Here is a 10,610-nt window from a genome sequence, read left to right as displayed (position 1 = left end):
ACCGCCCAGGCGCCGGCCGGCTCCCGGGGCGTCAGCCGGCTGCGCGACCGGCCACGTGGCGGGCGAAGGCGGTCAGCTCCATGCGCCAGTCGGGAGGGACGGGTGCGGTGGTGACCGTTGTGGTGGCGCGGTGCACGAGGGTGGCGATGGCTTGTTCGGCCTGTTCGCGGGCGTGGCCGCCGAAGACGACCTCGCGGAGGAACTGGGCGTCCGTGTCGTAGCCGGGGCCGCCCTCCAGGAAGCTGCGCAGGCGCCAGGCGGCGTGCAGGGCGGAGGCGTACTCCTCGTACACGGCGCTGAGGTCGGCGCGGCCGGCGAGGGCTGCGCCGATCAGGAGGGCGTGGTGGAGGCCGTACCAGCCGGCGGCGCAGCCGCGTGAGCAACCGGTGATGCAGCGCTCGGGCCAGGGGTCGTCGAGGTACTCGGTCGCGGCGGCCACGTCGGCGTGCGCGCCGATCACCCGCTCGGTGCGCAGGTCGTCCCAGATGTCCCGGGCGTGGCGCGACAGCCCGGCAGCGAGGCGGTCCGCGTAGGCCAGCGTCAGGTCGCCCGCGAGCACCGCGGTGCCCTCGCCGAAGCGGCGGGACTCGCCGCGCCAGCCGTTGCGCTCGTGCTCGGCGGCGTGGCTGATGTGCAGGGTGGGGATGCCACGCCGCATGGGCGCGTTGTCGTGCACGTCGGCGCGGATCATCAGGCAGGTGTCCAGGAACTCCAGCGCTACGGCGGCCGTCACGGCGGCGTCGGCGGCGGGGCCGTCGGGGTCACCGCCGGCGGCGAGATAGCCGGTGAGGCAGATGACGGGCCGCACCCGCTCCACGCCGGCCTGCACGAGTTCGGTGACGCCGACGACGAGGGCCGCGGAGCGCGGCTCGGCCGTGCGGCGGCTGCGGTGTTCCTCGATGAGCAGCGAGCGCAGCCGTTCCTCGACCCGCTGCAGCATGGCCTCGCGCGCCTGCGCGGGCGTCGGGGTGGGCCACCGCCGCGGGTGTGCGGATGTCGTCATGGTCTGCCCTCCCGGTGGGCTCCGGCTCATGACCGAGCCTTCCGGGAGGGCGGCGCCGCGTCGACAGGGAGTGGGGCGGGACCGGGACCGGGCGAGAGGCGGAGGCCGGGAAAACGGCAGGTGTCTGCCGGGGGCCGCCGGCTGCGGCGCGGGGCTTGCCAGGGGGCTGCCATGCGCTCGGCACGTCCGGCCCGCGTCACACGAACTCGTCCGCCGACACCTGGAGGTCCACCGGGAGTTCCTGCCGCCCGGCGATGTCGAGCTTGCGGTAGACGCGGGTCAGATGCTGTTCGACCGTGCTGACCGTGATGTACAGCTTGAGCGCGATCTCGCGGTTGGTGTGTCCGTGGACGGCGAGCATGGCCACCCGCTTCTCCGACTCGCTGAGGGTGGCGACGAGTTCGGCGAGCTGGGCGCGGGACGACTCCGCCTGGAGGTCGGCTCCGGCGGTGTGCCCGGGCAGGGCCTTCTCGCACAGCACCTCGGCCCCGCAGTCCCGGGCCAGATGCCAGGCCCTGCGGTTGGCCATGGCGGCCCGCGCGGGCTCGCCGGTCTCCTTCAGCACCCGACCCAGGTCCACCAGTGCCAGCGCCAGTTCGTACTGGTCCCCGGATCTGCGCAGCTCGTCCACCGCCTTGGTGAGCAGTGCCTGCCGCTCCTTCGGCTCGAGCAGCTCCGCCCGGAGCCGCAGCGCGACGCCCCGCACCCGGGGGTCGGCTGCTTCCGGCCGGGACAGCTGGTCGGTGATGAACCGCTCCGCCTGCTGCAACTCACCGAGCCGCAGCAGCGCCTGGGCCGCGTCCGTACGCCAGGGCAGCACCTGGGGCCGGTCCAGTCCCCAGCGCTTCATACGCCGGCCGATGTCCAGGAAGTCACCGAGCGCGGCGCGGTACCGGCTGGTCGCCAGCTCGTACTGCCCGCGCGCCCGCAGATACGCCAGACCGTGCACGCTGCCGGCCAGTTCGCCGGGCACCGGGCGGCCGAGCACCGCTGCGGCCGCCTCGGTCCGGCCCATCGCCGTGTACGCCCGGACCAGGGTGCCCGCGATGCCGCTCAGCAGCACGCTGCCGCCCCGGGTCGGGACCGCCTCCAGGGCGGCGTTGGCGCCCGCCACGGCTCCGGCGAGGTCTCCCCGTCCCAGCCGGGCCTCGGCGAGAAGCCCGCCGAAGACGACCTGCCAGCCGGTCGCACCGCGCCGCGCGGACTGCGCGGTGAGCATCTCGCACCACGGCAGGGCCCGTGCCGGCCCGCCCAGGTACAGCAGGACCCGTAGCGCCTGGGCCAGCGGCTCGACCGTGCCCTCGGACGGCGAGGCACCCCGCAGGAACACCTCCGCGGCATGCGCGGCGGCCCCGGCCTCGAACTGCTCCGGTACGGCCCACAGCGCGGCCGGATGAATCCCCCCACGCGGCGAGGAGCCCGCCGGCTGCCCCGTGCCGCCGCGCGCCGCAGGGCCGGCCTGCGCTCCCGCACCGCCGCGCATCGCGGTCCCCGACGGTCCACCGCCGTCCGGCCGGCCGTCGGACTGCCGCGCCGCCGCCCAGTGCGGGAAGGCGGACAGTCCGTCCAGCGGATCCTCCCGTTGTACGTCCCGCAGCCCCGCGCCCAGTCCACCGGCGCCCGCCTCGGTCCGGCTCCCCGGCACTCCGCTCGCCGCCAGCCGCTCCAGGACCTCCACGGCCTCGTCGATGCGGCCCTGGGCCGTCAGCGCGCGGGCGAGCGGGCCCATGGCGTCGTCGGGCAGGCGGCCCTCGCGCAGTGCGGCGAGGGGGCCGGCCAGATGGTGTTCCGCGGCGGCGGGGTCGGTGCGGGCGGTGACGGCGGCGAGCCGGACCCGTACGTGGGCCCGGTGGCTGTCGTCGGCGCAGCCCTCCTGGGCGAGTTCCAGGCAGGCGGCCGCGCGGGCGACGTCTCCGTCAGCCAGGAACTGGCCGACGGCGGAGCGCAGGACGCCTAGGGCCCACTCCTCGCCGGTGTGCCGTGCGCCGAGCAGCTGCGCGGCGACGACCGGAGCGGGCGCGCCCGTGCCGTGGGCGACGACGGCCGCCCGGCGGTGCAGGGCGCGCCGGTCGGCCGGGTCCATGTGGCCGAGGACCGCGTCACGGGCGACGGGGTGGCGGAAGCGGGGCCCGTCGAGCAGGCCGGCGTCGCCGAGGGCGGCCATGCCCCGGGTGGCGGCCACGACGCCGATGTCCAGAAGCCGGGCGACGAGTTCGGGGCTGCTGTGCGCGTCGAGCACGGCGATGGCCCGCGCGAGCTCGAGGGTGGCGGGCCCGCACCGGTGGAGGCAGGCGAGCACGGCATGCGTGTACGGGCCGCCGGGCTGCGTGCGGGAGTCCTGCAGCAGGGCGCGAAGCAGCAGCGGGTTGCCGCCGCTGGCCCGGTGGAGGCGCTCGGTCTCCGCGGTGTCGCGGCCGGCCAGCAGGGCGCCGACGGCGGCCCGGTCGAGGCGTTCGAGGCGGACCCGGACGAAGTTGGGCTGGCGCAGCAGTTCGGTGGCGAACAGAGGGTCCTCGACGGGCTCGTGCACGGACGCGGCGAGGACCAGCAGGATTCTGGTGCTGCGGGTCTCCCGCGCCAGGTGCAGCAGATGGCGGCGGGACAGCTCGTCCACGTGGTGCAGGTCGTCGACGAGGATGACGACCGGCGCGGTGTCGCTCAGCCCGTGGACGGCGCGGGCGAAGGCCTGGAGTGCCTCGACGCATCCCGCCCGCTCCGGCGGTGCGGGCGCGGGCAGCGATCCGGCCGGAGCGCTGCCGACGAGCTGCGCGACGACGCCCAGCGAACGGTCACGCTCCGTTGCCGTCCCGGTCGCGCGGAGCACAACCACCTCGCGGGCGGCGGCGCGCTGGGCGACCGTCTGCAGGAATTCGCTCTTTCCGCATCCGACGGCGCCCTCGACGAGAACCAGCATGGATTTTCCGGCCGCAGCACCGTCGAGGGCCGAGTCCATCAGCGCGAGTTCCTCGGCACGTTGGATCAGCACCATGTGAATCCATCCCCCATTGGCTCCAAATTTCCGCGGACTTCGCCTTCTCCTGCCTGTTCTTGCACCTGTTCTTGCGCCTGTTCTGATGGCTGTTCTCAGGCCTGCTCGGCGAATTCGCCGGAACTTGCGGGGAAGAAGGGCCGCACGGAATCAGGAATCCAGCGTAACGGGCCGTCCGGCCCTCCACGGTGGCCGAAAGTGCCACTGCATCAATGCGCCACCGTGGCGGGGAAGATCCGTCGCGGCACATCCACGTGGTGCCGCCGCGCGCGCCGCTCCCGGGGGTAACCGACGGACACCTCCTCGAAGCGGACGCCGTCGTACCAGGTGGTGCGCGGGATGTGCAGATGGCCGTAGACCACCGCGGCCGCCCGGAACCTGAGATGCCAGTCGGCGGTGAGCTCGGTGCCGCACCACAGTGCGAACTCAGGGTGGCGCAGGATGCCGGTCGGCTGCCGTACCAACGGGAAGTGATTGACCAGTACGGTGCGCAGCTCGGGGTCGCAGGCGGTCAGGCGCCGCTCGGTGAGCGCCAGCCTGGCGCGGCACCACGCTTGCCGGCTGGGGTAGGGGTCGGGGTGGAGCAGGAACTCGTCGTTGCAGACCACACCGGCCTCGTAGGCCCCCTCCAGGGCCTGCTGCCGGGTGGCCGCGGCGGGGGTGCGGAAGGTGTAGTCGTACAACAGGAAGAGCGGGGCGACGATCAAAGGTCCCCCCGGCCCGCACCAGACGGGGTAGGGGTCCTCGGGGGTGTGAACGCTCAAGGAGCGGCAGAGATCGACGAGTCGGCGGTAACGAGTCTCGCCGCGCAGGTCCTGGCGCGGGTCCTCCCGCAGGGTCCACAGCTCGTGATTGCCGGGCGCCCACACCACCTGGGCGTAGCGCCTGCTCAGCAGTCCCAGGACCCATTCCACATCGGCCAGGGTCTCGCCCACGTCGCCCGCGACAACGATCCAGTCGGCCGGGTCGTCCGGGCGGAGATCCTCGACAATGCGCCGGTTCTCCGGATGGGCGACATGCAGGTCGCTGATGCCCATGAGCTTTCCGTGAGCCATCTCCCAGAGGCTACGGACGGGCAGAAGGCCCTCGTACCCCTAGGCGCCCCCAATACTCACGGAATCGACGTCGATGCGCACAGTGAGGGGCGGTGGCCGCAGAGCATGGCAAGGGGATGGCAAGTCACGTCCTGTGACAGGCAGTTGGCTGACCGGTGACGGTGGCAGGGCTCCGGGGATGACAGCGCTCAGGCAGAGAAAGGCGTCGCGGGCCGCCTGCCGGCCGGGGGCGGAGCCGGGAGCGTGGCCTCGGCGGCGGCGCCGGGGTGAGCGTGGAGGCAGTCCGCCCGTCCGGAACGAATCGGGGATGCCATGCTCGCGAACCTGCTGCCGACCGACGTAACCGTCTCGGAGGCCACCACCGATCCGGCCGACGTCGCGCTGCACCCCGAGGAACTGGCGCTGATCGCCCACTCCGTCGAGAAGCGGCGGCTGGAGTTCGCCACCGTGCGCTGGTGCGCCCGGCGCGCGATGGAACAGCTCGGGGTGGAGCCCAGGCCGGTGCTGCCGGGCCGACGGGGTGTCCCGCAGTGGGCGCCGGGCATCGTGGGCAGCATGACGCACTGCGCCGGCTACCGCGCCGCGGCGCTGGCCCGCGCCGGGGAGTTCACGGCCCTCGGCATCGACGCGGAGCCCGACGAGCCTCTCCCCGAGGGGATTCTGGAGTCGATCGCCCTCCCGGAGGAGATGCGCTGGATACGGCAGTTGAACCGCGCGGTGCCCGAGGTGTCCTGGGGGCGGCTGCTGTTCAGCATCAAGGAGTCCGTGTACAAGGCGTGGTTCCCGCTGACGGGGCAGGAGCTGGACTTTCCCGACGCCTCGGTGGCGGTGGACCCGGCGACGGGGCGGTTCCGGGCCCGGCTGGTCCCGGTCGGGATGGCGTTGTCGCCCGCGGGGCCTGCCGTGTTCGACGGCCGCTGGGCGGCCGAGAACGGCGTGCTGGTGAGTGCCACCTGGGTGCCGGCACCGGCCCGGAACGACGAAGAGCGCTCCCCGCGATGTGCTGCGGGGAGCGCTGTGAGCGGGGCCGGTGCGGCCGGTCGCCGCGAGGACTAGGGCCTAGTCCCACCGGTCGTCGTTCGGCGTCTCCACAGTGACTTCTCCCACGACGACGACCGACACGGACGTCCCTTCGGATTGCTGGGACCGGTCGGCTGCTGCGGCGGCGGAGGCGGCCGGAACGGCCAACAGAGCGGCCGCCAGCATGCTCAGCGTCACGGTACGAACGGCGCCGAAAGTTACTCTCATGTATCCCCCATCATGAAGTGGAACGGCGTTACCGTTGCCGCTCTCGGGTGGCCCCGCAGCGACGGGAACACACTGCCGTGCGTCGAACGCACGGACCAAGTGCTCCACGCTGGCGTAAAGTTGCCTGGCAGCAATTGCGTCGTCCGGAGGGGGAGATCCAGGGGATGGGACGTGCTGATTCCGAATCGGTATTCGCCGAACTGGACGATTTGAGCGCCGCCGCGTACGGGTACGCGGTCGAGCAGGGCCGATTCGTGCGGGAGGAGATGGCACGGCACCTGTCCGTGACCCCACAGGAGGTGGAGCGGGCGGAGCAGGCGCTGCGCAGCCTGCGGCTGCTCCAGCCGATGCCGGGCAGCCCTGGCGAACTCGTGCCCGTGGCGCCCGACGCCGCGGCGGCGACCCTGGTGGGCCCGGCGGAGCGGCAGATCCGGGATCTGACCAACGCGGTCACCGACATCCGCACCAAGCTGCACTCCCTCACCCCGCTCTACTTCGAGGGCCGACGGCTGCGCAACCGGCTGGAGGCGTTCGACATCATCAGCGACAAGAGCCGGGTCCAGTCGATGCTGGACCACCTCAGCCGCCACTGCAGACGTGAGCTGATGAGTGTGCAGCCCGGTGGCGCCCGGCCGGCGCATGTGCTCGCCGAGGCCCGCGTCTCGGCCCTGGGAGTGCTCGAGCACGGAGCCGCCATCAGGACCATCTACCAGCACACCGCCCGCAACGACCTGCCGACCCGGGCGTACGTGCGAGACGTGACCGAGCACGGCGCCGAGGTGCGCACCGTCGACCAGGTCATAGACCGGCTGATCATCTACGACCGCGAGGTGGCCTTCCTGCCCGAGCGGAGGACCGACGGCCGGCCGGGCGGCGCCGCCATCGTGCGCGAACCGACGCTGGTGGCGTTCCTGTGCGCGGTGTTCGACCACCTGTGGGACAACGCGTCGCCGTTCGTGGTCGAGTCCCAGCGGGCGACGGCGGCGCCCGATGCCATCCGGAAGTCGATCATCCAGCTGATGGCCAGGGGCTACAAGGACGAGATGGTCGCCCGCCGGCTCGGCATGGCGGTGCGCACCTGCCGACGGCACATCGCGGAGATCACCGAGGAGCTGGAGGCGACCAGCCGCTTCCAGGCCGGATTCAACGCCGCGCTCAAGGGCATCTACGACGGCGACCACATCGCGCCGCCCTGATCGCCGGCCGGGTGTTCGCCGGTGTCCACCCGGTCGAGCGCCTCGGTGACGGCCTCGACGCAGTCCTGGTCGAGCATGGTGGTGATGTGGGTGTCCCATAGAGGGCCGAATCCGGCGTCGTAGACGGCGGCGCTGACGAAGTAGCCGCTGTCGTGTCCGCCGTCCAGGACGACGGTGCGGAACAGCCACTCGTCGCCGGTGCCCTCGGTGCCGTCGGGGCGCTGCACGCGCACCGGCCGTCCGTCGGGTCCGAAACCGAACTCGGTGAAGCGGAACTGCATGCCCTGCCCGATGGCCTTGCTGTACGCCTCCTTCAGCGTCCACAGCCGTACCAGGCCCTGGTTGCGCTCCTCCGGCGCCATCCCCGCCAGCAGCACCAGCTCGTACGGGGTGCAGATGTGCCGCCCCAGTCCACTGTCGTACATGTCGCGGTCGGCCCGCTCGGCATCGACGCCGATCAGCCCGCGTGTGGTCAGGCCCACGAGCAGCAGGTCGTCGGTGTGGCTGAGGCTGATGTCGATCTGGTCGCAGCCGCGCAGATACGGCCGCCCGGTGGGCCCGTACGCCAGCTCCAGCTCGTCCGGGTCGCCGTCCAGCACAGCACCCGCCGCGTACTTCAGCAGCATGCGCGACGCGGCGTAGCGGTGTCGGACGTCGGCGTGGGTGAGGTCGAGGTAGCGCGTCCAGTCGCGTCCGAGCAGCGCGCGCAGCCCGTCACCGGAGGGGAGGTGGGTCTCCAGGTCGCTCAGCCTGGCATGGACGATCGCGGACCCGAGGGTGGCGAGATCGTCCCTGACCCGGTCCCAGGAGTCGCCCTTCGGGGTCACGGCGATGGGCTCGCCCAGAGGCGGGCCGAGCGCGGAGGTACCCGGTGCGCCGTGGCCGGCGGTCATCGTTACTCCTTCGCAAAAGTGTAGATCTCTTGGAGGGTTCGTGCCTGGAGCAGCCGGTGCACCGGAACCGGTCGGCCGTGCTCCTCCAGGAGCACCACCAGCCGGAGCAGATTGAGTGAGTCCCAGCCGGGCAGATCCGCCAGATCGGCGCTCGCCGCCTCCGCCCCTACGCAATCCAGGCCGAGTTCGTCACAGACCAGAGTCAGGAATCCTTCGAGGCTAGCGATGCCCACCGGCCCCCCTCCCCAGTTCTATCCTGTCGATCCGCACATGCGCGGGGTGCCGAGGGACCTTGTCCAAAACGTAGCCGAAGGTGATCGTGTCGCGATCGTGGCTGTCTTGCGTCGCGACTGTGAACCCGCAGGAGGGGTAGAAGTCACGCGCCCGCTCATTGCGTGCCGTGGGCCGGTACACGGCGTGCACGGCGGTCAGCCCCTCGTCGCGGGCCGCGGCCAGGACCGCCGCCACACACGCCTGCTCGATGCCTCGGGCGAGCACCCGGCAGCTCAGCCACAGATTGTCCAGGTGGAGCCGGTCCCCGTCGTAGTGCCCCAAGACCGCCCCGACCAGCCCGTCGTTGCCGAAGCGGTCCGAACTGCGGACCGCCAGCAGCAGGTGCCGGCCCGGAGCGCCGGCCCGCTCGCGCAGCTCGTCCTCCCCCATCCGCGTCCCGGTGAGGTTGAACCGGTTGGTGCGCCGGGTGAGCTGGGCGAGCCGGGCGAACTCATGGCTCCGGGGCGGGGACAGCTCCACGGCCAGGTCCAGCCCGCGCAGGAAGTCCTCGTGCGACCCGGCGTTCTCCCGCAGTGCCCGGCGGCCGCTCTCGCTGTGGTAGGCGTCCGTCCTGGCCCGGTCCTCGTCGGTCAGCCGCAGGGTGTCGAACCATCCGTCGGCGAGCAGGCGCGTCAGGTGCAGCGCGGGCTCCTCGTCCAGCGCCACGACGGCCGTTGCCGGTACGCCGTGCCGCACCTGCGCGCGCTCCACCGGGGAGTCGTCGGCGAAGACCAGGGCGTCGGCCGCGATGCCCAGGTCCTCCGCGATCTCGGTGAGGCCGCGGTCCTTGGGCCGCCAGTCGGCGTTGATCCGCACGAAGTCCCGCTCGCGCAACACCATGTCGGGGTGTCCGCGCAGCACGTCGTGGACCGCCTCCAGGTCGTTCTTGCTGCTCACCGCGAGCAGTACGCCCTGCGCACCGAGTTGCTTCACACCCTGTTGGAAGCCGTGGAAAGCCTCGCCCCGCAGGGTGCCGGCCGCGGCGATGCCGTCGGGACCGTCGTCGGCGAGAACGCCGTCCCACAGGGTGTGGTCCAGATCCAGTACCAGGCACTTGCGGGTCATGCCGCGCAGGGCACGGGCAAGATGGGCCACCTCACGGGCGTATCCGGCCAGCAGTCCGGCGGACAGCTGCGCCTTGGCGTAGCAGGCGAGCCGCTCGTCGACCGCGGGGCCGCCCGCGCACACCAGCGGCTCCAGGTCGACGACCACGAGCCGGGGGCTACGCTCGGCGAGTCGCAGCAGACGTGTGTTGAACTCCCGCCACACGACCGACAGTCGGACCCTCGACAGATGGTCGACCAGTTGGTGGGTGTAGCGGCGCAGCAGCGGAACGGTGTTGAGGACGAGCGTCCCGGGCACCGCCTCGACGATCGCGGCGAGTCGTTCCAGCACCTCCTCGGCGGCCTTCTCGACGTCCGCCGGCCGCCAGGGAACGGGCACCTGGGCGAAGACGGCCTCCGCGTCGAGCAGGCACAGCGTGAGGTCGGCAGCCGCCGACCTCAGTGGACCGCCGGGATCGCCCAGGTCCCTCAGCCAGGCGCCGTGATCCCCGACCACGGGCCGCAACAGCATCCCGTGCCGGGCCAGTTCGGCCGTGAGCGGGTCGACGACCGGGGCGACGGTGGACTGCCCGGTGACCGCGACGGTCACCACGGGAGTGCCCGGGTGATGGGCGAGGACGGCGTCGGGGTCGAGCGTGGCGAGCACCCGGCCGGCGCGCCGGAGCGCGGCGCCGTAGGCTCCGTCCGCGCCGGATGCGCCGGATGCGCCCATGCCGCCACAGGCGCCGCTCGTGCCGTTGCCGCCGTGCGTGAGGGTCTCCTCCGCGAGGAGCGCCGCCACCTGGTCGTACGACTTCTCCAGCAGCCCCCTCGACCGCAGGTCCCGCAGCCGGTCCAGTCCCGTCAGGCCCGCCGGTGCCATCCGTCCCGCGCGTTCCGTCGTCATGCG

At 72.7% G+C, this 10,610-nt stretch carries 8 protein-coding genes; 2 read left to right on the top strand and 6 right to left on the bottom strand.

Features of this window, described 5'->3' with window-relative positions; all coding sequences use genetic code 11:
• Positions 1 to 31 precede the first annotated feature (31 nt).
• The 3 genes from BZY54_RS14505 to BZY54_RS14495 form a co-directional block, all read right to left on the bottom strand.
• A complete protein-coding gene (locus BZY54_RS14505; protein WP_244217166.1) occupies positions 32 to 1,003 on the bottom strand; it encodes a polyprenyl synthetase family protein in 972 nt (323 codons plus the stop codon).
• Positions 1,004 to 1,199: 196 nt separating this feature from the next.
• Positions 1,200 to 3,992 carry a helix-turn-helix transcriptional regulator gene (locus BZY54_RS14500; RefSeq protein ID WP_086725591.1) on the bottom strand — a complete coding sequence of 931 codons (2,793 nt, stop codon included), beginning with the start codon at positions 3,990 to 3,992 and terminating at the stop codon, positions 1,200 to 1,202.
• A gap of 209 nt (positions 3,993 to 4,201) precedes the next feature.
• A complete protein-coding gene (locus BZY54_RS14495) occupies positions 4,202 to 5,047 on the bottom strand; it encodes a metallophosphoesterase family protein (protein WP_244217165.1) in 846 nt (281 codons plus the stop codon).
• A 312-nt stretch (positions 5,048 to 5,359) separates the two neighbouring features.
• On the opposite strand from BZY54_RS14495, the gene BZY54_RS14490 reads away from it, so the two are divergent.
• Together BZY54_RS14490 and BZY54_RS14485 are read left to right on the top strand one after the other, a co-directional pair.
• Entirely contained in the window at positions 5,360 to 6,103 is a 744-nt protein-coding gene (locus tag BZY54_RS14490; protein WP_086725589.1) for a 4'-phosphopantetheinyl transferase family protein, read from the top strand.
• Between the two features lie 356 nt (positions 6,104 to 6,459).
• Positions 6,460 to 7,491: a helix-turn-helix domain-containing protein gene (locus tag BZY54_RS14485; RefSeq protein WP_086725588.1), complete on the top strand. Its 1,032-nt coding sequence runs from the start codon at positions 6,460 to 6,462 to the stop codon at positions 7,489 to 7,491.
• On the opposite strand, the gene BZY54_RS14480 is transcribed toward BZY54_RS14485, so the two are convergent.
• The 3 genes from BZY54_RS14480 to BZY54_RS14470 are packed head-to-tail and all read right to left on the bottom strand — an operon-like array spanning position 7,461 to position 10,607.
• Entirely contained in the window at positions 7,461 to 8,384 is a 924-nt protein-coding gene (locus BZY54_RS14480; protein ID WP_086725587.1) for a 4'-phosphopantetheinyl transferase family protein, read from the bottom strand. The two genes, BZY54_RS14485 and BZY54_RS14480, sit on opposite strands and share 31 nt — an antisense overlap.
• A gap of 2 nt (positions 8,385 to 8,386) precedes the next feature.
• Positions 8,387 to 8,617 carry a phosphopantetheine-binding protein gene (locus tag BZY54_RS14475; protein ID WP_341868688.1) on the bottom strand — a complete coding sequence of 77 codons (231 nt, stop codon included), beginning with the start codon at positions 8,615 to 8,617 and terminating at the stop codon, positions 8,387 to 8,389.
• Positions 8,604 to 10,607 carry an HAD-IIIC family phosphatase gene (locus BZY54_RS14470; RefSeq protein ID WP_244217164.1) on the bottom strand — a complete coding sequence of 668 codons (2,004 nt, stop codon included), beginning with the start codon at positions 10,605 to 10,607 and terminating at the stop codon, positions 8,604 to 8,606. Before BZY54_RS14470 ends, BZY54_RS14475 begins: the two co-directional genes overlap by 14 nt.
• Between the last annotated feature and the right edge of the window lie 3 nt (positions 10,608 to 10,610).

Source organism: Streptomyces carpinensis (assembly GCF_002154505.1).
Taxonomy (GTDB): Bacteria; Actinomycetota; Actinomycetes; order Streptomycetales; family Streptomycetaceae; genus Streptomyces; species Streptomyces carpinensis.
The sequence above is the reverse complement of the archived record's forward strand: the minus strand, read 5'-3'. Positions and strand labels throughout refer to the sequence as shown.

Excerpts from the sequence above, each read along its gene's own strand:
- BZY54_RS14505 (WP_244217166.1), bottom strand. The coding sequence starts at position 1,003 with ATGACGACATCCGCACACCCGCGGCGGTGGCCCACCCCGACGCCCGCG.
- BZY54_RS14500 (WP_086725591.1), bottom strand. The coding sequence starts at position 3,992 with ATGGTGCTGATCCAACGTGCCGAGGAACTCGCGCTGATGGACTCGGCC.
- BZY54_RS14495 (WP_244217165.1), bottom strand. The coding sequence starts at position 5,047 with ATGGCTCACGGAAAGCTCATGGGCATCAGCGACCTGCATGTCGCCCAT.
- BZY54_RS14490 (WP_086725589.1), top strand. The coding sequence starts at position 5,360 with ATGCTCGCGAACCTGCTGCCGACCGACGTAACCGTCTCGGAGGCCACC.
- BZY54_RS14485 (WP_086725588.1), top strand. The coding sequence starts at position 6,460 with ATGGGACGTGCTGATTCCGAATCGGTATTCGCCGAACTGGACGATTTG.
- BZY54_RS14480 (WP_086725587.1), bottom strand. The coding sequence starts at position 8,384 with ATGACCGCCGGCCACGGCGCACCGGGTACCTCCGCGCTCGGCCCGCCT.
- BZY54_RS14470 (WP_244217164.1), bottom strand. The coding sequence starts at position 10,607 with ATGACGACGGAACGCGCGGGACGGATGGCACCGGCGGGCCTGACGGGA.